The organism is Cellulomonas sp. Root137 (assembly GCF_001426725.1).
Lineage (GTDB): Bacteria > Actinomycetota > Actinomycetes > Actinomycetales > Cellulomonadaceae > Cellulomonas.
The window spans coordinates 1,075,907-1,097,668 of the sequence record NZ_LMFG01000001.1; the positions used below are offsets into that span (position 1 = coordinate 1,075,907).

Sequence of the window (21,762 nt, forward strand, 5' to 3'; positions counted from 1 at the left end):
ACCCTTCGATGTGCGGAGGATGGGGGATTCGAACCCCCGAGGGCTTTCACCCAACACGCTTTCCAAGCGTGCGCCATAGGCCACTAGGCGAATCCTCCTGGTCAGCAGAGGCACGACTACCAACCCCGTGCCTTCCGACGCCGCACAAGAGTACCCGAACCTGCGGGGCCTCTCAGACGGCAGGGGATGGGGCGCGGGAGGTGGCCGCCTCGTCGTCCACGGGCGCGTTGTCGTCGCTCGTGTGGAAGACGCCGGTGAACGACACGGGCGCGCCGGACGACACGGTGAACGGCTCCCCGTGGTGGGACGCCGACACCGGTCCGCCGCTCAGGACCGTGTACGTCACACGCTCCGGCTCGATGTCCACCTGGAGCACCGAGCCGCGGATCCGGAGCGGGAACCGCAGGCGTCGCCCGCGCGTCGGGAGCATCGGCGCGAACCGTGTGCCGCGCCACCGGTAGCCGGCGAACCCCTGCACGAGCGCCATCCAGGTGCCCCCGGCGGAGGCGACGTGCACGCCGTCGCGCAGGTTGCCGGCCGTGTCGGCGATGTCGACCGCGGCGGCGTCGACGAGGTACTCCTCGGCGGTCCGGTACTTGCCCACGTCGACGGCGGCGATCGCCTGGATGCACTCCGACAACGACGAGTCACCCGTGGTCAGCGGGTCGTAGTACTCGAAGATGCGGAGCCGCTCCTCGGCCGTGAAGCGGTCGGGCAGCAGCACGGTGGCGAGCACGACGTCGGCCTGCTTGATGACCTGGTGCCGGTAGATGTGCAGCGGGTGGTAGTGGAGCAGCAGCGGGTACTTCTCCTCGGGGGTGCCGGCGAAGTCCCAGAGCGGCAGCTCGAGGAAGTTCTCGTCCTGCAGGTGCACGCCTGCCTTCTCGTCGTACGGCACGTAGATCCGCTCGGCGGCGCGTCGCCACCGGCCCTCCTCGTCGTCGCGCAGGCCGACGCGCTCCACGAGCCGCTGCAGGTCCGCCGGCCACTCGGCCCGGAGCCGCGCCACCGCGTCGGCGGCCGCCTGCATGTTCTGGGCCGCCATCACGTTGGTGAACAGGTTGTTGTCGACGACGGTCGAGTACTCGTCGGGCCCGGTGACCTTGTGGATCACGAACTGACCGTCGGGCCGGTCGGAGAAGAACCCGAGGTCCACCCACATCCGGGCCGTCTCCACGAGCAGCTCGGCGCCGTGCTCGACGAGCAGCTCGGTGTCACCCGTGACCTCGACGTACTGCTCGAGGGCATACGCGATGTCGGCGTTGATGTGGTACTGCGCGGTGCCCGCCGCGTAGTACGCGGACGCCTCCTCGCCGTTGATGGTGCGCCACGGGAAGAGCGCGCCCGAGCACCCCACCTCGGCCGCCCGGCGTCGCGCGTCGGGAAGCATGCGCACGCGGTGCATGAGGAGGCTGCGCGCCACGTCGGGGGACGTGTGGATGAGGAACGGCAGCAGGTACGCCTCGGTGTCCCAGAAGTAGTGGCCCTCGTACCCGGTCCCGGTGAGGCCCTTCGACGGCACGCCGTGTCCCTCGCTGCGCCACGACGCCTGGAGCAGGGCGAACTGGCTGATGTGCAGCGCCTGCTGCGCGGCGCTCGCGCCCTCCCACACGACCTCGCTGCGTCCCCAGAAGTCGGCGACCTCGCGCTCGTGCTCCGCGACGACGACGTCCCGCCCGACCGCCCGCGCCTGGTGCAGCGTGAGGCTCGCCCGGTCGGCCAGCACGGCGCAGTCCTCGGCGCCGTAGTGGTAGCCCAGCCACTTCGTCAGCCCGACGGTGACGCCGACCTGCGCGTCCACCTCCACGACGACGGTCGCGCGCGTGGCGTCCAGCGACGTGCGGACGTGGGCGAGGGCCGGCGCGTCGACCTCGTGGTCCATGGCTGCCGCCACGGCGAGCCCGCTGCTCTGCGTCCGGTAGGTGCGCACGACGCGCATCCCGTCGACCTGCTCGACGTCCGGACGCAGTCCGTCGTGGGCGAGCGCGCGGCTCTGGCGGGGGTCCAGCTCGACCTCGTCGGCCGGCGCGGTGGTCGCGGGGGTCACGAGCTCCGACGAGACGAGGAGCCGCCCCGGTGCATCCAGGGCCGTCACCTCGTACCGGAGGCACGCGAGGTGCCGCCGGGCGAGCGACACGAGCCGCTCGGTGTGCACCCGGAACCGCCGTCCGTCGCGCAGGCGGAACACGACCGTGCGGGTGAGCACTCCGCGGTGCATGTCGAGGACGCGCTCGAAGGTGTCGACCTCCGTCGTCTCGCAGGTGACCGGGTCCTCGTCGACGAGCAGCCGGATCGTCGTCCCGTCCGGCACCGGCAGGATCGTCTGTCCCGTCGTCGCAAAGCCGAACGCCGTCTCCGGGTACACGATCGGCCAGGTCTCGTGGAACCCGTTGAGCAGGGTGTCCGGGGTGATCGAGGGCGTGCCCTCCTCGAACGCCCCGCGGATGCCGAGGAACCCGTTGGACAAGGCGAACAGCGTCTCCGTCTGCTCGACGAAGCCGGGGTTGTAGGACCGCTCGACGAGCTGCCACGGGTCGGCCGGGTAGTCGGAGGACGCCGCGACGATGCGCCGCGCCGCTGCCATCAGGCGGTGGCGACGAGGTCCGGAGCGGTGGACCGCGTCGTCAGGAGCGGCGAGCAGCTCGCCGAGGTCGTCCACGACCATGTCGGCGCCGTTGGCCCGGAGCTCCTCGGTGTGGTTGTCGCGATTGACGCCGATGACGAGGCCGAACCCTCCTGCTCGGCCCGCCGCGACGCCCGCGACGGCGTCCTCGACGACGACGGCGCGCTCCGGGGTCACGCCGACGCGGCGCGCTCCCTCGAGGAACCCGTCCGGCGCCGGCTTGCCGCGCAGCCCCAGCTCGAGGATCGTCTCGCCGTCGACCCGGGCGTCGAACAGGTTCGCGATGCCCGCCGCCTCGAGGGCCGCCGCGCAGTTGCGGCTGCTCGAGACCACGGCGGTCCGCAGGCCGGCCTCCCGGAGCTCGCGTACCCAGGCGACCGACCCGGGGAACGCCTCGACCCCGTTCCGGGCGATCTCGTCCTCGACGAGGATCTGCTTGCGGTTGCCCAGCCCCCACTCGGACTGCTCCTCGGCCGGCGCGTCGGGCGTGCCCGGAGGGAGCGTGATGCCGCGGGAGGCGAGGAAGTCGCGGACGCCGATCTCGCGCGGCTTGCCGTCGACGGCGGAGGCGTAGTCGGACAGCTCGTCGAACGCCGGCAGGTGCGTTCCGTGGGTCGTGTCCCACTCGGCGAGGAACTCGTCGAACATCCGTTTCCACGCCGCCGCGTGGACCGTGCGGGTGGTGGTCAGGACGCCGTCGAGGTCGAAGAGGACCGCGTCGAAGTCGCGCAGCGAGACGGGCGAGGTCATGACGATCCTCCGCGACCGACGCCCGCCGCCGCCTGGCTGGCCATTCAGTCAGGTCAGGGCGCCGTACGAGTTCGATCGTGGGGACTCCAGCGCGGCGCGTCAACCTGCACCTCTGCATCAGAGGCTGAAGCGGGCCACCTGGCGGATCTTGTTCGTCGCGTCGAGGGCCGCGACCTTGTACGCCTCGGACAGGGTCGGGTAGTTCAGGACCGTGTCGACGAGGTAGTCCACGGTCCCGCCGCACGCCATGATCGCCTGGCCGATGTGCACCAGGTCGGTGGCGGACGTCCCGAAGATGTGCACGCCCAGCAGCTCGCGCGTCTCGGTGTGGACGAGGAGCTTGAGCATCCCGTAGGAGTCGCCGACGATCTGCCCGCGGGCCAGCTCGCGGTACCGCGCGACGCCGACCTCGTAGGGGATGGTCTGCGTGGTCAGCTCCTCCTCGGTGCGGCCGCAGTAGGAGATCTCGGGGATCGTGTAGATGCCGATCGGCTGCACGGACTGGAGCTCGCGGGCCGGCTCCTCGAACGCGTGGTACGCCGCCAGCCGGCCCTGGTCCATGCTCGTCGCGGCCAGCGCGGGGAACCCGATGACGTCGCCGACCGCGAACACGTGCGGCACCGCGGTGCGGTACTGGTCGTCGACCGCGATGCGTCCGCGGGAGTCGGCGGTCAGGCCGGCGGCCTCCAGGTTGAGCGCGTCGGTCTGACCCTGGCGGCCGGCGGAGTACATGACGGCGTCGGCGGCGATCCGCTTGCCCGACGCCAGCCGGGTCACGGTGCCGTGCGTGTTGCTGTCGACGCCGGCGACCTCCTCGCCGAACCGGAACGAGACCGACAGGTCCCGCAGGTGGAACTTCAGCGACTCGGCCACCTCGGGGTCGCACATCTCGAGCATCGCCGGACGCTTGTCGATGACGGTGACGCGGGTGCCCAGCGCGGCGAACATCGACGCGTACTCGATGCCGATGATCCCGGCGCCGACCACCACCATCGAGTTCGGCACCTTCTCGAGCGCGAGGACGCCGTCGGAGTCGAGGACCCTGCGCCCGTCGAAGTGCACGGAGTCCGGCCGGTGCGGGCGCGACCCGGTGGCGATCACGACGAACCGCGCGGTCACCTGGGTGCGGCGGACGCCGTCGTCGTCGAGGACCCCGATGGTGTGCGCGTCGACGAACGAGCCGGTGCCGCTGAGGATGTCGATGTGGTTGCGCAGCAGCTGGGCACGGATGACCTCGTGCTCGCGGCCGATCACGTGCTGGGTGCGCGCGAACAGGTCCTCCATCGTGATGTCGGACTTCACGCGGTAGCTGGCCCCGTACACCTCGCGCTGTGCCATGCCCGTCAGGTACATGACGGCCTCGCGCAGGGTCTTGCTCGGGATGGTGCCGGTGTTCGTGGAGACGCCGCCCATCATGTGCTGGCGCTCGATGATGGCGACCTGGTGCCCGAGCTTCGCCGCCGCGATCGCGGCCTTCTGCCCGCCCGGGCCGGTGCCGATCACGACGAGGTCGTAGTCGTACCGCTCCGTCTCACTGGCCATGCTCGCAGTCTGCCCACAATCACGGCATCGCGAGAGTCGAGCGGGTGTCCGGGGTGTGAACGCGACCCCGTCCCGTTGGGTTAGGCTTTTCCCCGACCCCTCGTGCGGCGTCATCTCGCTGAACTCCCCCAGGGCCGGAAGGCAGCAAGGGCAGGTGAGCTCTGGCGGGTGTGCGGGGGGTCCTTTTCTATGCCCGCAGCGCCAGACGCGTGAACGTCTGGCCCGCCCCGGCCTCGCGCTTGAGCCGGCGGACGAACAGGTCCAGCGCTGCCGGGTCCGCCACCACGGCGTGCAGCAGGTAGTCGTAGGAGCCGGTGACGTGCACGGCGTCGAGCACCTGCGGGAAGCCCTGGCCGAGTGCGGCGGTGAACGCCTCGTTGGTGGTCCCGTCGGCCAGGCGCACCTCGACGAACACCTCCAGGCCCGTGCCCGGGCGGGCCGGCGACGAGGCGGTCACCACCGTGAACCCGCGGATGGTCCCGTCCTCGAGCAGCCGGCGGACGCGGTTCGCCGCCGCGTTGGGACTGAGACCCACCCGCTGCCCGAGCTCGCGGAACGGCAACCGCGCATCCGCGGTCAGCTCGCGGAGGATTGCGTCGTCGACGGCGTCCATCCGACGATCATCGCAGCCGCGCGTGAGTTCCCGCAGTATCCGCGTGACCTCTGACCCCGCGCTGCGCACGCTGTGGGGGTGTCGTCACCCCTGCTCCTCGGCGTGCTGGCCGGCCTGGCGGTGGCCATGCCAGTCGGGCCGGTCGGTGTCCTCCTGCTGCGCACCGGCCTGGTCGAGGGTGTCCGGGTGGCGGTCGCGGCGGCGTGCGGCATCGCGACCGTGGACCTTGCGTACGCCGTCGTGGCGGTCGCGGTCGGTGCGCCCGTCAGCCGCGTGCTGGGCGAGCACGCGTCCCTGGTCCGAGGGATCGGCGCGGCGGTGCTCGTGGTCGTGGGGGCTGTGGGGCTCGTCGCGTCCGTCCGCGCCGCACGGCGGGCGCCGGAGACCGGACCGTCTGCCGGCTCGTCGCCCCTGGTGGCCTACGCGCGCTTCGTCGGGCTCACCGCGATCAACCCGATGACGGCGCTGACCTTCACGACCGTGGCGGTCGGGCTCGCCCTGGGGGTCTCCGGGGCGGCATCGGCGGTCGCGTTCGTCGTGGGGGCGGGGGCGGCGTCGCTCGCCTGGCAGGTGCTGCTGGCGGTCGGGAGCGGAGTGTTCGGGGGGCGGCTCCCGTTGCGCGCGCGCCTCGCCGTCTCGGTGGTGGGCGCGGGGGCGGTCGTCCTGGCCGGCGTCGCCCTGCTCGTCTGAGCTCGGGTCAGGACGACGGGCCGTGGGTGGCGGTGATCCGGGCGAGCACGCGACCGAGCAGGACGAGGTTCACGTCCGGTCCGCAGGTCACGACGAGTACGTGCAGGTCGTCGAGGGGCTGCGCGACCACGGTCGCCTCCCGGCCCCGGATCGTGAGGGCGTCGATCGCCCCGGTCGCCAGGGCGGTGCCGGCCCGCCGGGCGTAGGACACGGTCGCCGCGACGGCAGCCGCGACTGCCTCGGAGTCCTCACCGGTCGGGGTGTCGCCAGGATCGTCGAAGAACGGTCGCCCGTCGGTGCGGACGACGCTCACGCGGCGGATCCCCTCCATGTCCCGCCGCACGACCGCGGCGATCTGGAGGGCGTGCTGGCGGACGATCACGAGGGTCCTCTTCAGGGTGCAGTGGTGCCCGCGCGGCCCGCGCGGGCACCACGGGTCAGATGGTGAGCGTGCGCTCGAGGTTCGACAGCTGGCGGCGGGCCAGCGCGAGGTTGGCGCGGCTCTTGTCCAGCACGAGGTAGAGGAACAGGCCGCTGCCGTCGGCGCCCTGGAGCAGGCGGATCAGGTGGTACTGCTGGCCGAGGGTGATGAGGATGTCCTCGATACGGTCGTCCAGGCCGAGGGCGGCCATGGTGCGCAGCTTGGCCCGGATCACCTCGGTGTTCCCGGCGGCGGCGACGTCGAGGTCGATGCCCGTCCCCTGGTGCCCGAGGGACATCCCGCTCTCGTAGTCGACGAGGGCGACGGCGGTCGCACCATCGATCTCGAGCGCGGCGGCGAGGGTCTGGTCGAGCGTGGTGCTCATGGTGGTCTGCTTCCGGTCGTCGGTCGGTGGGGTTCGTGCGCGGGCTGCGCGGCGGGAGCTGGGCGCGGCGATCGGCAGGCTGTGACCGTATGGCGTGGTTGAAGATTCATCCATCGGTGGTGCGGTCTTCGCGGTGATTCGCACGATGACTTCACCCCGCACGATCACCCGGTGTGGCCACGGGACGACCCGCGTCCGTCCCTGGGTGCAGTCCGTGGCCTCGAGGGAGGGCCCGGAGGTCGATGTCGTGCACAGGTGCGGCCCGGCAGCCTGGCGGCATGAACACCGCCACCCCTCGCCTGTCCGCCCGCGGCCTGGTCAAGCGCTTCGGCTCCACCACCGCGCTCGCCGGCGTCGACGTCGACCTGCACGACGGTGAGTCGCTCGCCGTCATGGGCCCGTCCGGCTCCGGCAAGTCGACGCTGCTGCACTGCCTGGCCGGCATCCTGCCGCCCGACTCCGGCTCGGTCGCGCTCGACGGGCGGCCGGTGGGTGGGCTGTCCGACCGTGAGCGCTCGCTGCTGCGTCGGCAGCGCTACGGCTTCGTGTTCCAGTTCGGCCAGCTGCTCTCCGAGCTGCCGGCGATCGAGAACGTCGCGCTGCCGGCCATGCTGCTGGGCACCTCGCGGCGCGACGCCACCGAGCTGGCCGGCCGCTGGCTCGCGTCGCTCGGCCTCGCCGGGATGGAGGGGCGTCGGCCGGGGGAGCTGTCCGGGGGGCAGGCACAGCGGGTGGCCGTCGCGCGGGCGCTGATCACCGGCCCCGCGGTCGTCTTCGCCGACGAGCCGACCGGTGCGCTCGACCAGGCGACCGGCCACGACGTCATGCGGATCCTCACGGAGACGACGAAGGCGGCGGGTGCGTCCCTGGTCGTCGTCACCCACGACAGCCAGGTGGCGGACTGGTGCGACCGGCGCATCGAGGTCCGGGACGGGCTCGTCGTCGGCGCGACCGCCGAGGTGCCGCGGTGAACGCGGTCGTCGCGCTCGCGCCCCGGTTCCAGCGCGCCGGCGGTCGCGACGCCCGCGTGACCACCGGTCTGGCCGTCACCGCGTTCGCAGTCACCACGGGGCTGACCCTGAGCGTCGTCGGCGGACTGCTCGGGTTCGCCGACCGCGCCGCGCTGCCGGTGCCACCCGGGCAGGACGACCTGCGCAGCCTGTACCTGAGCCTCGCCTGGACCGCGGTCGTCCTGCTGGTCGTGCCGCTGCTGACGCTCGGCGGTGCGGCCGCCCGGCTCGGGGTCTCCCGACGCGATGCGCGGCTGGCCACCCTGCGGCTGCTCGGCGCGACGCCCCGCGAGGTGGTCGGCCTGACAGTCACGGAGACCGCCTGGCAGGGGTTCGTCGGCGCGGTCCTCGGCATCCTGCTCTACGGCGCGCTCCTGCCCGCCGTCGCGCTCCTGCCGTTCCAGGGCACCACGTTCTCCGTCGCCGAGCTCTGGGTCGGCTGGCAGGGCCTCGCGGTCACGCTCGTGGCGGTGCCGCTGCTGGCCGCCCTGTCCGGGGCGTTCTCGCTGCGGCGCGTGAGCGTGTCACCGCTCGGCGTCGCCCGGCGCGAGACGCCGAAGGGCATGACGTGGCTGCGGCTGGTGATCGCCGTCGTCGGGATCGGGCTGTTCATGGTGGTCAGCGCCGCGGCCGGGGCGCTCGGTGCGGCGGCCGTCGGCGCGCTCGTCGGGGCGCTGGCGGTCGGCTTCGCGACGCTCAACGCGGTCGGTCCGTGGGTGCTCGCGCTCGTCGGCAAGGTGCAGCTGCGGCGCGCCACGACGCCGGCGCGGCTGCTGGCTGCACGCCGGCTGCTGGACGACCCGAGGGCGGCATGGCGTGTGGTCGGGGGGCTCGGGCTCGCCGGGTTCGTCGCGGGTGCCCTCGCGGTGCTGCCGGCGATCACCGCCGTGGACACCACGGGGGACCCGCAGGGCGACACCCTCATGGCCGACCTGGTCACCGGCGGGATGGTCACGCTCGTCGTCGCGTTCCTCCTGGCAGCGGTCTCGGCCGGGATCGCGCAGGCGGCTGCGGTGCTGGACCGGCGGCGCGAGATCGCCCTGCAGAACCTGGCCGGGATGCCGGTGGAGCTGCTCGACTCGGTGCGTCGCCGGTCGGTGCTGGTCCCGCTGCTGTTCGTGTCGGTGGGCTCGGCCGCGACCGCTCTGGTGATGCTCTTCCCCCTGTTCGGCGCCGCGGCCGTGAGCTCCCCGCAGGGGCTCCTCCTCCTGTTCGGGTTCCTCGCCGGGGGGTGCGCGCTGGTCTACGCGGCGACCGAGACGTCCCGGCCGCTGCTGCGGTCGGTGCTGGCGGACACGGTGGTGCGGGCCGACTGACCGTGTGTGGGCGAGGACGTCTAGGGTTCGTGGCGTGACGACAGCCCTGTACCGGCGCTACCGGCCCGAGAACTTCGCCGAGGTGATCGGTCAGGACCATGTCACCGCGCCCCTGCGGCAGGCGCTGCGCAGCGGTCAGGTCAACCACGCGTACCTGTTCTCCGGTCCGCGCGGCTGCGGCAAGACGACCTCCGCCCGCATCCTCGCCCGCATCCTGAACTGCGCGGAGAACACCGAGGAGAACCCGACCGACACCCCCTGCGGCGTGTGCCCGTCCTGCGTCGAGCTGGCGCGCGGCGGACCGGGCAGCCTGGACGTGGTGGAGATCGACGCGGCCAGCCACGGCGGTGTCGACGACGCCCGTGAGCTGCGGGAGCGCGCCACGTTCGCGCCCGCGCGGGACCGCTACAAGGTGTTCATCCTCGACGAGGCCCACATGGTCTCGAACCAGGGCTTCAACGCGCTGCTCAAGATCGTCGAGGAGCCGCCGCCGCACATCAAGTTCATCTTCGCGACGACCGAGCCGGACAAGGTCATCGGCACCATCCGCTCGCGCACCCACCACTACCCGTTCCGCCTGGTCCCGCCGGACGTGCTGGTCCCCTACCTGCAGCAGCTCTGCGACAGCGAGGGCGTGCCCGTGGCCTCCGGCGTGCTGCCGCTGGTCGTGCGCGCGGGCGGGGGCTCGGTGCGCGACACGCTCTCCGTGCTGGACCAGCTGATCGCCGGCTCCGGGGGCGGCGAGGTCGGGTACGAGGGCGCCGCCGCTCTGCTCGGGTACACGCAGGCGTCGCTGCTCGACGACCTGGTCGAGTCGATCGCCGCCCGCGACGGGGCCTCGGCGTTCCGCGTGGTAGACCGCGTGATCTCCACCGGCCACGAGCCGCGGCGGTTCGTCGAGGACCTGCTCGAGCGACTCCGCGACCTGATCGTCATCGCGGCCTCGGGCGACGCGGCCGATGCGGCCCTGCGCGACGTCCCGACCGACCAGCTCGACCGCATGCGCCTGCAGGCCCGCCACCTGGGCGCCTCGGAGCTGTCCCGGTCCGCCGACCTCTGCAACGCGGCGCTCACCGAGATGACCGGTGCGACCTCCCCGCGCCTGCACCTCGAGCTGCTCATGGCGCGGCTGCTGCTGCCCGCGGCGGAGGACACCCGCTCGGGCCTCGGCGCCCGGCTCGACCGGCTGGAGCGCGGCCTGCCCGCCGACGGTGCGGCCGGGGTGCGCGTGCCGGTCGCCGGACCGCAGACCCCCGCGCCGCCGGTTCCTGCCGCCGCACCCGAGGTCCCTGCTGTCGGGCCCGTGGACGTCGCGCCGCAGGTTCCTGCGGTCGTACCCCCGAGTGCGGGGACGACCACGCGTCCCGAGCCGGTGCCGACGAAGCCTCCGGCACCCGTCGCCGCACCGACCGAGTCGTCTCGAGCGGCGGTGGCCCCGGAGCCGACGGAGGTGCCGGTCGAGCCACCGACCAGCGACGCCGACGACAGCCCGCCGTGGGATCCCGCGCCGCCGGCGGCCGACGTCCACCCCGTCGAGCCCGAGAAGGCCCCCGCCCCTCCGGCCGCACCGGCCCCTGCACCGACCCCGGCCCGCGCGTCGTCCGGCGGTCCGGACACCGAGGTCCTCCGCCGCCGCTGGCCGGAGGTCCTGGAGACGGTCAAGGGCCTGCGCCGGGTCACGTGGGCGCTCATCGACCCGCGGAACGCCCAGGTGGCCGAGCTCGACGCCACCACACTGCGGGTGGCCTTCGACAACCCGGCGCTCGCCACCACGTTCCGCAACGGAGCCCACGCGGACGTCGTCGCGCGGGCCGTGCGGGAGACCCTCGGGTTCGACGTGCGGGTCGAGGGCATCCTCGCGGAGCAGGTGAGCGCGGCTCCCGCGGCACCGGCCGCGACGCGACCCGCACCCGACGATCGCGCCAACCCACGCGCGGTGACCCCGGCCGAGGCGGCGGCGTCGTGGGACGACGAACCCCCGATGCCCGAGCCGCCGGACGACGAGCCCGGTGAGCCGGCCACCCCGGACGCACCTCCGCAGGACATGGCCCCGCCGCCCGCCGGCACCGCGCGGGAGCGTGGCATGGCCGCGGCGCGCGAGTCGGCGTCGCGGATGACGCCCGGCGTCCCGGACGACCCGTCGCCGGACGACCCGGACATCACCACCTCGAGCCTGATGGGTGCCCCGCTGGTGGCGCAGATGCTCGGCGGCACGGTCATCGACGAGCAGCTGGACGACGGCTCGTCGTGACCGACGAGTCGCCCGGTGCGCTGCACCACCTGGAGATCTGGGTGGCGGACCTGAACGCGGCGGAGCGGAGCTGGGGCTGGCTGCTGACCCGGCTGGGCTATGTTGTGCGCGACCGGTGGCCGGACGGCGTCAGCTGGGGGCGGGACCCGGGGCCGTACGTGGTGCTCGAGTCCGGCCCGGACGTGGCGTCGGTTCCGCACGACCGGCTCCGACCCGGCCTGAACCACCTGGCCCTCTGGGGCGGCTCGCGCGCGGACGTGGACGCGCTCGTCGAGGCCGCCCCCGCGCACGGCTGGTCGCTGCTGTTCGCGGACCGGCACCCGTTCGCGGGCGGGCCGGAGCACTACGCGGCCTACCTCGAGGACGCCCAGGGGTTCGAGCTGGAGCTGGTGGCGTCCGACGGCGGGACCCCGCCGACCCCGTAGGCTGGCAGGCGTGTACGAAGGCGCGGTCCAGGACCTGATCGACGAGCTCGGGCGACTGCCCGGAGTCGGTCCCAAGAGCGCCCAGCGCATCGCGTTCCACATCCTCTCGGCCGATCCGGCGGACGTCCGCCGGTTGTCGGACGCGCTCACCGAGGTGAAGCTGCGGGTCCGGTTCTGCGAGATCTGCGGCAACGTCGCGCAGGAGCCGCAGTGCCGCATCTGCCGCGACCCGCGCCGCTCGCCGGTGACCATCTGCGTCGTCGAGGAGCCCAAGGACGTCGTCGCCATCGAGCGGACCCGCGAGTTCCGTGGCAAGTACCACGTGCTCGGCGGTGCCATCAACCCGATCGCGGGCGTCGGCCCGGACGACCTGCGCATCGCCGGCCTCATGACGCGGCTCGCGGACGGCACCGTCACCGAGGTCATCCTGGCCACCGACCCGAACGTCGAGGGCGAGGCCACGGCCACCTACCTGGCGCGGCTGCTGGTCCCGATGGGCCTGACGGTCAGCCGGTTGGCGTCGGGCCTGCCGGTGGGCGGGGACCTGGAGTACGCGGACGAGGTCACCCTTGGCCGCGCGTTCGAGGGCCGACGACGGATCAGTGCGTAGGGGAGCGGGCACATGAGCACCACGGCAGACGCGGATCTTCGCGAGATCGCCCAGGCGGTCGCGGCCGAGACCCGCAGCTACCTGACCACCATCACCGAGGTCGCGTCGGGGGCCAACCCGGACGCGTCGCTGCCGCTGCTGCTGCTCGCGGTCAGCGACGTGCTCGCGGCCGGCGCCCGGCTGGGTGCGACGACGGACGTGGTCCCCTCCGAGCGGTTCGAGCCCGACCTCGGTCCCGACCCGGACGTGGAACCCCTGCGGGCCAACCTGGCCAACGTGTTCGAGGGCATCGACGAGTACGCGGCGGTGGTCGACCCGCTGCTGGGCGTCGACGTCCAGCCCGCGAGCGTGTCCGGCGACCTCGTCGCGATCGCCGGGGCGCTGGCCCAGGGCCTGCGGCACTACGAGACCGGCGGCGTGCTCGAGGCCCTCTGGTGGTGGCAGTTCTCCTACCTGTCCGACTGGGGCGAGCGCGCGTCGAGCGTGCTGCGCACCCTGCAGACGATGCTGGCGCACCTGCGGCTGGACGTGGAGGACGACGTCGCCGCAGAGGCGGAGTACGACGCCCTCCAGCCCTGACCCGTCGACCCGACGAGCCCCGACCCGTCAGGCGACGCGCGTCCCCCGGGCCAGTGTCCGGGTGGGCACGTGGAGCCGGCGCACCGCGACCACGAATCCGCCGGCGCCCAGCAGCACGGTCACGGCCAGCCCCCACGGCCACACGGGAGTGCGCGACGCCGCCTCGGTCCTGTCGTCGACCGAGGTCTGGTCGGTCCAGCACTCGTCGAGCGGGATCGTGGGGCCCGCACGCAGCTCACGGACGCCGTCCCGGATGGCACCGAGCGGGTCGTTGTCGTTCCCGGAGAACCTCGTGTACTCGGTCGTTCCGGCACCGTCCGCCAGCACGACGAACGGGTTCAGGCCCAGCAGCCACCAGGTGCGTTCCGTGTGGGTGACGGTCCGCTGCTGGACGCTCACCTGGCACTCGGCGTCCACCTCGCCGGTCCAGTCCTGCGGGACGGTCGAGACCTCGACGGTCTGGGTGCGCGAGATCGAGGGGTAGGTGAGCCCGAAGAGGATCGGGGTCAGCAGGGTCAGTGCCGCGACCGTGAGGAACGTGAGCACCGTGGATCCGGCCGTGCGCGCGGTGAGCGCCGAGAACCCCAGCCCGATGCCGCACACCGCGGCCAGCAGGACCGCGACCAGGAGGACGACCCGCGGCAGCGCGGTGCCGGGGGTGCCGCCGAGGGCGAGCGCGATCCCGAAGAACGGCAGGCTCGCCACCAGGAACGCGCAGGCGGCGGCCCAGGCGGCGAGCAGCTTGCCGGCGGCGATCTCGGCGGGGGTCAGCAGCGTGACCTGCAGCGTCGCCAGCGTGCCGGCGTTGCGGTCCCCGTTGATCCCGGTCGACGCGAGGGTCGGCGTGACCAGCAGCCCGAGGCCGAGCACGAGGAACGTGACGGCGCCGAACAGGAGCGGTCCGTTCGACGGGCGTTCGCCGAACGCCTCGCCGGACGAGAGGGCGGTGATGGCCCCGGAGGTCAGCAGCGTGATCCCGCCGACGACCACGAACCACACGATCAGCGCGACGATCCACCGGGTCGACCGCACCCGCTGACGCAGCTCCAGCACGGCGACCGTCCGGACGCCGTGCCACGTGAGCCCCCACGTGGCGGAGCGCGGGGCCTTCGGCGGCGTCGTCGACGGCTCGTGCTCGAGCTCGACCTCGGACATCGTCATCGCCGGTCCTCCTCGAGGGTCAGATAGGCCTGTTCGAGCGCCCCGCCGGCCGGCACCACGGACACGAGCGCGACCCCCGCGGCGACGGCGTCGCGGATCAGCTGGGCGGCACCTTCCTCGCCGTCGACCTCGAGCAGCACGCCGCCGGAGCCGGTGGGGGAGACCGGCGCCTCGTCGGGCCGCCACGCCGCGCCGGTGCTGGTCAGCCAGGTGGTCAGGGCGTCGACGGACAGCGCACGCACGTGCCAGGAGCGGCCGCCGCCCGGACCGGCGTCGGGGACGACCGTGCGGCCGCGGGAGAGGAAGACTGCGTCGTCGGCCATCTCGTCGAGCTCGGAGAGCACGTGGCTGGAGACGAGCACGGTGCGGCCCTCGTCGGCGAGCCGGCGCAGCAGGATCCGCAGGTCCACGCGGGAGCGGGGGTCGAGCCCGCTGGCCGGCTCGTCGAGGAGCAGCACCGCGGGGTCGTGCACCAGGGCGCGGGCCAGGCCGAGGCGCTGCTTCTGGCCGCGGGACAGGACGCTCGCGGGGCGGTCGGCGAACTCGGTGAGGTGGACGGTGCCCAGCAGCTCGGTGACCCGGGCCGTGGCGGCCGCCTCCGACAGCCGGTACGCGGCCGCGAACGTCAGCAGCACCTCGCGCGCGGTCAGGGAGTCCCAGGTGCCGAACGTGTCGGGCATCCAGCCGGTCCGCGCGCGGGCGGCCGGGCCGTGGGCGATCGGGTCGTGCCCTGCGACCGTCACCGAGCCGGCGTCCGGGACGAGCAGGCCCGCGAGCACCAGGAGCAGCGTCGTCTTGCCGGAGCCGTTGGGTCCGACGAGCGCGGTGACCGCTCCGGCCCGCGCGGTCAGGTCGACGCCGTCGAGCGCCTTGACCTGCCCGAACGCTCGGTGCAGACCGCGCACCTCGATGCCGGCTCCGGGCGGGGGTGTCGCGGGCGGGGGTGCGGTCGTGGTGTCGTCATCGACGGTGCTCGACATGGCGCCAACCTAGGCCTCGACCTGCCTGCGGGGAGGGCGTTCAGAGTCGGCGTCTGTGCAGGTGCTGTGGAGGGCTGAGCGGCCGTGATCCGCCATCTGAAACTCAGTGCCCACCTGATGGGCACGGCCGTACACTCGCCCGGTCCTGTCCGAGCCCGCGAAAGAGCTCTCCCGTGGCCTTGATCGTGCAGAAGTACGGCGGTTCCTCCGTCGCCGACGCCACCAGCATCAAGCGCGTCGCGAAGCGGGTGGCCGAGGCCAAGCGTGCTGGTCACGACGTCGTCGTGGTGGTGAGCGCCATGGGCGACACCACCGACGAGCTCATCGACCTCGCCCAGCAGGTCACCCCGCTGCCGCCGCAGCGCGAGATGGACATCCTCCTGACCGCCGGCGAGCGCATCTCCATGTCGCTGCTGGCCATGGCGATCCACAACCTGGGCGTCGAGGCCAAGTCGTTCACGGGCCAGCAGGCCGGGGTGATCACGGACGAGGCCTACGGCAAGGCGCGGATCATCGACGTCACGCCCAGCCGCATCCGGCAGACCCTCGCGCAGGGCTCGGTGGCCATCGTCGCCGGGTTCCAGGGCGTCAACCCGACCACCAACGACGTGACGACGCTCGGACGCGGCGGCTCGGACACCACGGCGGTCGCGCTCGCGGCGTCCCTCATGGCCGACGTCTGCGAGATCTACACGGACGTCGACGGCGTGTTCACCGCAGACCCGCGGATCGTGCCGAACGCCCGCAAGCTCGACCGGGTCAGCTACGACGAGATGCTCGAGCTCGCGGCGAGCGGCGCCAAGGTGCTGGTCCTGCGCTGCGTCGAGTACGCCCGTCGGTACGGGGTACCGATCCACGTGCGCTCGTCGTTCACCACTCATACGGGCACCCTGGTGACGGACCAGCCCGCTGCCGAAGGAGAGATTGTGGAACAGCCGATCATCGCCGGCGTCGCGCACGACCGCAGCGAGGCCAAGATCACGGTCGTCGGCGTCCCCGACGTGCCCGGCAAGGCCGCCCGCATCTTCCAGGTGGTCGCCGGCGCGGGCGTGAACATCGACATGATCGTGCAGAACGTGTCGGTCGCCGCCACGGGCCTGACGGACATCTCCTTCACGCTGCCCGCCACGGACGGCGCCGCCGGCACGGCCGCGTTGACCGAGCACCAGCCCGACATCGGCTTCGCGTCGCTGCAGTACGACGACACGATCGGCAAGCTGTCACTCATCGGTGCGGGCATGAAGTCGCACCCCGGCGTCTCCGCCAAGCTGTTCGCCGCGCTGGCGGACGCCGGCATCAACATCGAGATGATCTCGACGTCGGAGATCCGGATCTCGGTGGTCACCCGCGCGGACTCGCTCGACGAGGCCGTCCGCGCGGTGCACACCGCGTTCGAGCTGGACTCCACGGAAGACGAGGCCGTCGTGTACGGCGGGACGGGACGGTAGGGCCATGGGTCTGAACATCGCGGTGGTCGGCGCCACCGGCCAGGTCGGCGGCGTCATGCGCCGGCTGCTCGACGAGCGCGACTTCCCGGTCGACTCGATCCGCTACTTCGCGTCCGCGCGGTCCGCCGGCACGACCCTGCCGTGGAAGGGCACCGACGTCGTGGTCGAGGACGTCGAGACCGAGGACCTGTCCGGCATCGACGTCGCCCTGTTCTCCGCGGGCGGCGCCGCCTCGAAGGTGCACGCCCCGCGGTTCGCTGCGGCCGGTGCGCTGGTCATCGACAACTCGTCGGCCTGGCGTCGCGACCCCGAGGTCCCGCTGATCGTCTCCGAGGTGAACCCGGGCGCGCTCGCGGGGGCCGTCAAGGGCATCATCGCCAACCCGAACTGCACCACGATGGCCGCGATGCCGGTGCTCAAGGTCCTGCACGACGAGGCCGGCCTCAAGCGGCTGGTCGTCTCGACGTACCAGGCCGTCTCCGGGTCGGGCCTCGCGGGGGCCGACGAGCTGGACAGCCAGATCCGCGCCGCCGTCGAGCAGGACACGCTCGCGCTGGTGCACGACGGGTCGGCCGTGACGCTCCCCGCCCCGGTGAAGTACGTCAGGCCCATCGCGTTCGACGTCATCCCGCTGGCCGGGAACCTGGTCGACGACGGCTCGTTCGAGACCGACGAGGAGCAGAAGCTGCGGCACGAGTCGCGCAAGATCCTCGACCTGCCCGGCCTGCTGGTGTCCGGCACCTGCGTGCGCGTGCCGGTGTTCACGGGCCACTCGCTGTCGATCAACGCGGAGTTCGACCGCGCCCTGTCCCCGGAACGTGCCGCCGAGCTGTTGGCGACCGCGCCCGGCGTCCAGCTGACCGACGTGCCGACGCCCCTGCAGGCCGCCGGTCAGGACCCGTCGTTCGTCGGCCGGCTGCGCCAGGACGAGGGCGTCGAGGGCGGCCGCGGTCTCGCGCTGTTCATCAGCAACGACAACCTCCGCAAGGGCGCCGCGCTGAACGCGGTCCAGATCGCCGAGCTGGTCGCGGCCCAGCGCCTCACCGCCGTCTGACACCACCGCGACGTCCGCACTCGAGGGGGCTGGAGCCCTCACGAGTGCGGACGTTGCTGTGTCCGGGTCTTGTGGCGGTTCCGGTTCTGTGGTTAGTTGGTCATGTAATGAACCACTGAACAGGACAGGAGGTGCACCGTGTTCGACGGTCGAGACCCCCTGTACGTGCAGATCGCGGACCAGATCCGCGCCGACGTCCTGTCGGGAGCCCTCGCAGCGGAGGAGCAGGTCATGTCCACCACGCAGTACGCGACGACGTTCCGGATCAACCCCGCGACGGCCGCGAAGGCGTTCACGGAGCTGGTCGACGAGGGCGTCCTCTACAAGCGCCGCGGCATCGGGATGTTCGTCGCGGACGGCGCCCGGGAGCGTCTGCTCGAGCAGCGCCGGGCGACGTTCTTCGCGGACGTCGTCGAGCCGATGCTCGAGCAGGCGCGGGTGCTGGGCATCACCACGGACGAGATCGTCGCGCGGCTGACGACGGGGGAGCAGCGATGACCGGGTTCGGCGTCGAGGTCCGGGACCTCACGGCACGCTACGGCACGACGACCGCGCTCGACGCGGTGTCGTTCACCCTCCGCCCCGGCGTCATCACGGGGCTGCTCGGCCGCAACGGCTCGGGCAAGACGACCGCGCTGTCGGTCCTGGCGGCGTTCCGCCGTCGGACGTCCGGCACGGTCCTCGTCGACGGGGAGGACCCCTGGGAGAACGAGCGGGTGCTGGCCGGGACGTGCCTGGTGCGCGAGAGCGGCGACGTCGCCAACGACCAGAAGCTCAAGGAGACGCTCGAGTTCCTCGGGGACCGCCGCCCCCTGTTCTCCCGGGAGCTGGCGGGCACGCTGATGGACCGCTTCGAGCTCGACCCCCTCAGCCGGCCCGACCGCCTCTCGCGGGGAAAGCGGTCCGCGTTCGGGGTCGTCGTCGGGCTCGCCAGCCGAACCCCGCTGACCCTGCTCGACGAGGTCCACCTCGGTATGGACGCCCCGTCGCGGTACGCGTTCTACGACGCCCTGCTGGCCGACTGGGTGGAGCACCCGCGCACGATCGTGCTCTCCAGCCACCTGATCGGCGAGATCGAGCGACTGCTCGAGGACGTCGTGGTGCTGGACCGCGGGACCGTGCTGACGGCGTCCGACGCGGAGACGCTCCGTGCCGGCGGCGTGACGGTCACCGGCCCGGCCGACGCGGTCACCGCCTTCGTCGTCGGGCGCGACGTGGTCGCCCGGCAGCAGCTCGGTCGCACCGCGCAGGCGACCCTCATCGGCGCGCGGCCCGACGACGCGGCCCTGGCCCGGCAGCACGGGCTCGAGCTCGGGCCCGTGGCGCTCCAGGACCTGTTCGTCCACCTCACCGACCGCCCGGCCGCCGCCTCGACCACGGAGGAGTCCCGATGAGCATCGACACGGCACGTCTCCCGACCCGCAGCTCCGTGCGCGCCACCGCGACGTGGCTGCTCTGGATGAACCTGTACCTCGCCGCGTGGGCCTGGGGCATGGCGATCGTCGTCGTGGCCGGGGCGCTCGTGGTGATCAACCAGGTGGGTGAGGTCAACAACAGCGTCATGGCGTTCGCTCGGCAGGGCGCGATCTGGTTCCCGTTCTCCGTGCTCATCGCGATCACCGCGGCCTACCTGCCGGTGCACGTCGCAGCCGGGCTGACCCGGCGCAGCCTCGCGCTCGGGTCGCTGCTCGCCGCCGGCGGCCTGGCCCTCGTCTACGGCGTCGTGTTCGCCGGCCTGCTGGTCGTGGAGCGCGCCGTGTTCGACGCCTTCGGGTGGCAGTGGCGGATCGTCGAGGGGTTCTCTCCCGACGGCACCGACGTCGCGACGCTGTTCGTCAGCTCGGCACTGCTGTTCCTCGTCGCCTACGTGTCCGGGCTCCTGGTCGGGATGTCCTACCAGCGGCTCGGCGGCTGGTGGGGGACCCTCGCGCTGCCGCTGACCGCCGGCCCGATCCTGCTGGTCTCGGCCCTGCTCGCGCAGGACGCCGGCCCGTTCTCGACCTCCGCGTGGTTCGGCGGCGACCAGCCGCTCCTCGTCGGCGCCGCGGTGACCCTGCTGATCGCGGGCCTCATGGCGGTCGCGTTCGACCGCCTGACGCGTGGTGCGTCGGTGCCCCACCGCACCTCCTGACACGACCCGACGTCACGGGACCGGCCGTCGGCCGCTCCCGCGGCACCCCACACCCTGAAGGAGCCCGCGATGTCCGTGATCCAGGTCGAGAACCTGCACAAGCGCTACGGCGGCACGGTCGCCGTCGACGACGTCAGCCTCGAGGTCCACCGCGGCGAGATCTTCGGCGTGCTGGGCCGCAACGGGGCCGGCAAGACCACCACCGTCGAGATCATCGGTGGGCTGCGGCAGGCCGACTCCGGCACGGTCCGGGTCCTCGGCCTGGATCCCCAGAAGGACCGGGAGAGCCTCCGGCAGGTCGTCGGCCTCCAGCTCCAGGAGAGCCAGCTGCAGCCGAAGCTGGTGGTCCGCGAGGCCCTCGACCTGTACGCCTCGTTCTACCCCGACCCCGCGGACCCGGCGCAGCTGCTCGACGAGCTGGGGCTGGCCGACCGGGCGGGTGCGCGGTTCGAGCAGCTGTCGGGCGGCCAGAAGCAGCGGCTGTCGGTGGCGCTCGCCCTCGTCGGCAACCCGCAGGTGGCCATCCTCGACGAGCTCACCACCGGGCTCGACCCGCACGCGCGCCGCGACACGTGGGAGGTGGTGGAGCGCATCCGCGACCGCGGCGTGACCATCGTGCTGGTCACGCACTTCATGGAGGAGGCCGAGCGGCTCTGCGACCGGATCGCGCTCATCGACGCCGGCCGGGTCGCCGCGACCGGGACGCCGGCGGAGCTGGTCGCGCGCGCGACGGCCGAGCAGGTGCTCCGCTTCCGCCCGTCCGCCCCGGTGCCGCTGGGGCTGCTCGACGGCCTCGGCGCGCTGACGGAGCGGGACGGGGAGCTCGAGGTCCGCGGCCGCGACAACGTCGTCCAGGACGTGCTCGTCGCGCTGGCCCAGCACGGCATCCGCCCCGAGAACCTGCGCCTCGAGCAGAGCTCGCTCGAGGACGCGTTCGTCGCACTCACGACACCTGTGGAGGTCTGACCATGTCCAGCTCGAGCGTCACCGCGTCCCTCACGGGCGCCCAGGCCCGCCTGACCACGGTCGAGGCCCGGCTCTTCCTGCGGGAGCCGTCGGGAGCGTTCTTCGCGATCCTCTTCCCCGCCGTCCTGCTCACCGTGCTCGGCCTGGTGATGCCGTGGGCGGACCTGCCGTTCAACGACCAGGACCCGGTCCTGTCGCAGATCAACGGCATCACCGGCTACGCCCCGACCGTCCTGGCCCTCGCGGTGGCGACGGTCGGCCTCTCCTCCTACCCGCAGACCATCGCGGGCTACCGCGGCCGGGGGGTGCTCAAGCGGCTGTCGGCCACACCCGTGCCGCCGTCGCGCATCCTGGTCGCCCAGGTGCTGGTGAACCTGGCCGCCCTGCTGGTCGCGGCGGTGCTCATGTACGTGCTCGGCGTGACCGTGGTCGACGTGGCCGCGCCGGCCCAGCCACTCGTCCTGCTGCTCGCGTTCCTGCTCACCGTCCTCGCGGCCTTCGCGGTCGGGTCCGTGATCGCGGCGCTGGCACCGAACGCGGCCGCCGCGACCGCCTGGGGGATGACCGTCTACTTCGTCTCGCTGTTCTTCGCGGGGGTGTGGCTGCCGCTGCCCCTGATGCCCGACGTGGTCCAGACGATCGCGGGGTATACGCCCCTCGGGGCGGGCAGCGAGGCGCTCGCCGCGGCCTGGTACGGCCAGCCGTTCCCCACCACGTCGCTGCTGGTCCTGGTGGCGTGGACCGTCGTCGGGGTGCCGGTGGCGGCGCGCTTCTTCCGGTGGTCCTGAGGACCATGTGGTCGCGCTC

Annotated in this window: 21 protein-coding genes, 1 tRNA gene and 1 other RNA gene; 15 read left to right on the forward strand and 8 right to left on the reverse strand. The window is 72.9% G+C overall.

Features of this window, described 5'->3' with window-relative positions; genetic code table 11:
* Positions 1–13: 13 nt before the first annotated feature.
* From ASD18_RS05210 to sthA, 3 genes are all read right to left on the reverse strand, one after another.
* Positions 14–98: transfer RNA gene (locus ASD18_RS05210), tRNA-Ser, on the reverse strand.
* 74 nt (positions 99–172) lie between these two features.
* The gene (locus ASD18_RS05215) at positions 173–3,373 is read right to left on the reverse strand and encodes a beta-phosphoglucomutase family hydrolase (RefSeq protein WP_056087620.1); all 3,201 of its coding nucleotides are present in this window, start codon (positions 3,371–3,373) and stop codon (positions 173–175) included.
* A gap of 117 nt (positions 3,374–3,490) precedes the next feature.
* Entirely contained in the window at positions 3,491–4,915 is a 1,425-nt protein-coding gene (sthA, locus tag ASD18_RS05220; RefSeq protein ID WP_056087623.1) for a Si-specific NAD(P)(+) transhydrogenase, read from the reverse strand.
* 91 nt (positions 4,916–5,006) lie between these two features.
* On the opposite strand from sthA, the gene ffs reads away from it, so the two are divergent.
* Positions 5,007–5,103, forward strand: an RNA gene (ffs, locus tag ASD18_RS20690) — signal recognition particle sRNA small type.
* Here ffs and ASD18_RS05225 read toward each other — a convergent pair.
* Entirely contained in the window at positions 5,103–5,528 is a 426-nt protein-coding gene (locus tag ASD18_RS05225) for an Lrp/AsnC family transcriptional regulator (RefSeq protein WP_056087626.1), read from the reverse strand. The two genes, ffs and ASD18_RS05225, sit on opposite strands and share 1 nt — an antisense overlap.
* A 78-nt stretch (positions 5,529–5,606) precedes the next feature.
* Between ASD18_RS05225 and ASD18_RS05230 the strand changes: the two genes are divergently transcribed.
* Positions 5,607–6,218 (forward strand): LysE family transporter, encoded by a 612-nt coding sequence (locus ASD18_RS05230; protein WP_056087629.1) that lies wholly within the window; start codon positions 5,607–5,609, stop codon positions 6,216–6,218.
* A 7-nt stretch (positions 6,219–6,225) separates the two neighbouring features.
* Here the strand turns inward: ASD18_RS05230 and ASD18_RS05235 are convergent, their stop codons facing one another.
* Positions 6,226–6,600, reverse strand: coding sequence for a roadblock/LC7 domain-containing protein (locus ASD18_RS05235; RefSeq protein ID WP_056087632.1), 375 nt, complete (start codon positions 6,598–6,600; stop codon positions 6,226–6,228).
* Positions 6,601–6,655: 55 nt separating this feature from the next.
* A complete protein-coding gene (locus ASD18_RS05240) occupies positions 6,656–7,024 on the reverse strand; it encodes a hypothetical protein (RefSeq protein ID WP_056087636.1) in 369 nt (122 codons plus the stop codon).
* 278 nt (positions 7,025–7,302) lie between these two features.
* Here ASD18_RS05240 and ASD18_RS05245 point away from each other — a divergent pair, with 278 nt between their 5' ends.
* From ASD18_RS05245 to ASD18_RS05270, 6 genes are read left to right on the forward strand one after another with little or no spacing between them, the layout of a single operon-like run.
* Positions 7,303–7,995 (forward strand): ABC transporter ATP-binding protein, encoded by a 693-nt coding sequence (locus tag ASD18_RS05245; RefSeq protein WP_056087640.1) that lies wholly within the window; start codon positions 7,303–7,305, stop codon positions 7,993–7,995.
* Positions 7,992–9,350, forward strand: a complete 1,359-nt coding sequence (locus ASD18_RS05250; protein ID WP_056087642.1) for an FtsX-like permease family protein — start codon at positions 7,992–7,994, stop codon at positions 9,348–9,350. Before ASD18_RS05245 ends, ASD18_RS05250 begins: the two co-directional genes overlap by 4 nt.
* 34 nt (positions 9,351–9,384) lie before the next feature.
* Complete coding sequence (locus ASD18_RS05255) at positions 9,385–11,601, forward strand: DNA polymerase III subunit gamma and tau (protein WP_056087647.1); 2,217 nt, start codon at positions 9,385–9,387, stop codon at positions 11,599–11,601.
* Positions 11,598–12,026: a VOC family protein gene (locus ASD18_RS05260; RefSeq protein WP_056087650.1), complete on the forward strand. Its 429-nt coding sequence runs from the start codon at positions 11,598–11,600 to the stop codon at positions 12,024–12,026. The genes ASD18_RS05255 and ASD18_RS05260 overlap by 4 nt, the downstream gene beginning before the upstream one ends.
* Before the next feature lie 10 nt (positions 12,027–12,036).
* The gene (recR, locus tag ASD18_RS05265; protein ID WP_056087653.1) at positions 12,037–12,636 is read left to right on the forward strand and encodes a recombination mediator RecR; all 600 of its coding nucleotides are present in this window, start codon (positions 12,037–12,039) and stop codon (positions 12,634–12,636) included.
* 12 nt (positions 12,637–12,648) lie between these two features.
* Complete coding sequence (locus ASD18_RS05270) at positions 12,649–13,215, forward strand: DUF5063 domain-containing protein (RefSeq protein ID WP_056087655.1); 567 nt, start codon at positions 12,649–12,651, stop codon at positions 13,213–13,215.
* Positions 13,216–13,242: 27 nt separating this feature from the next.
* Here the strand turns inward: ASD18_RS05270 and ASD18_RS05275 are convergent, their stop codons facing one another.
* Both ASD18_RS05275 and ASD18_RS05280 read right to left on the reverse strand, forming a co-directional pair.
* A complete protein-coding gene (locus ASD18_RS05275) occupies positions 13,243–14,376 on the reverse strand; it encodes an ABC transporter permease (RefSeq protein WP_056087659.1) in 1,134 nt (377 codons plus the stop codon).
* Positions 14,373–15,356, reverse strand: coding sequence for an ABC transporter ATP-binding protein (locus ASD18_RS05280; RefSeq protein ID WP_056087662.1), 984 nt, complete (start codon positions 15,354–15,356; stop codon positions 14,373–14,375). Before ASD18_RS05280 ends, ASD18_RS05275 begins: the two co-directional genes overlap by 4 nt.
* 173 nt (positions 15,357–15,529) lie before the next feature.
* Here ASD18_RS05280 and ASD18_RS05285 point away from each other — a divergent pair, with 173 nt between their 5' ends.
* The 7 genes from ASD18_RS05285 (at position 15,530) to ASD18_RS05315 (ending at position 21,743) form a co-directional block, all read left to right on the forward strand.
* Positions 15,530–16,804 (forward strand): aspartate kinase, encoded by a 1,275-nt coding sequence (locus ASD18_RS05285; protein WP_056087665.1) that lies wholly within the window; start codon positions 15,530–15,532, stop codon positions 16,802–16,804.
* 4 nt (positions 16,805–16,808) lie between these two features.
* Complete coding sequence (locus tag ASD18_RS05290) at positions 16,809–17,858, forward strand: aspartate-semialdehyde dehydrogenase (protein WP_056087668.1); 1,050 nt, start codon at positions 16,809–16,811, stop codon at positions 17,856–17,858.
* 138 nt (positions 17,859–17,996) lie between these two features.
* Complete coding sequence (locus ASD18_RS05295; RefSeq protein WP_056087672.1) at positions 17,997–18,356, forward strand: GntR family transcriptional regulator; 360 nt, start codon at positions 17,997–17,999, stop codon at positions 18,354–18,356.
* Positions 18,353–19,252, forward strand: coding sequence for an ATP-binding cassette domain-containing protein (locus ASD18_RS05300; RefSeq protein WP_056087674.1), 900 nt, complete (start codon positions 18,353–18,355; stop codon positions 19,250–19,252). Before ASD18_RS05295 ends, ASD18_RS05300 begins: the two co-directional genes overlap by 4 nt.
* On the forward strand, positions 19,249–19,989 hold the full coding sequence (locus ASD18_RS05305; protein ID WP_056087676.1) for a hypothetical protein: 741 nt from the start codon (positions 19,249–19,251) through the stop codon (positions 19,987–19,989). Before ASD18_RS05300 ends, ASD18_RS05305 begins: the two co-directional genes overlap by 4 nt.
* Before the next feature lie 69 nt (positions 19,990–20,058).
* Entirely contained in the window at positions 20,059–20,955 is an 897-nt protein-coding gene (locus tag ASD18_RS05310) for an ABC transporter ATP-binding protein (RefSeq protein WP_056087679.1), read from the forward strand.
* Between the two features lie 2 nt (positions 20,956–20,957).
* The gene (locus ASD18_RS05315) at positions 20,958–21,743 is read left to right on the forward strand and encodes an ABC transporter permease (RefSeq protein ID WP_056087681.1); all 786 of its coding nucleotides are present in this window, start codon (positions 20,958–20,960) and stop codon (positions 21,741–21,743) included.
* The last annotated feature ends 19 nt before the right edge of the window (positions 21,744–21,762 follow it).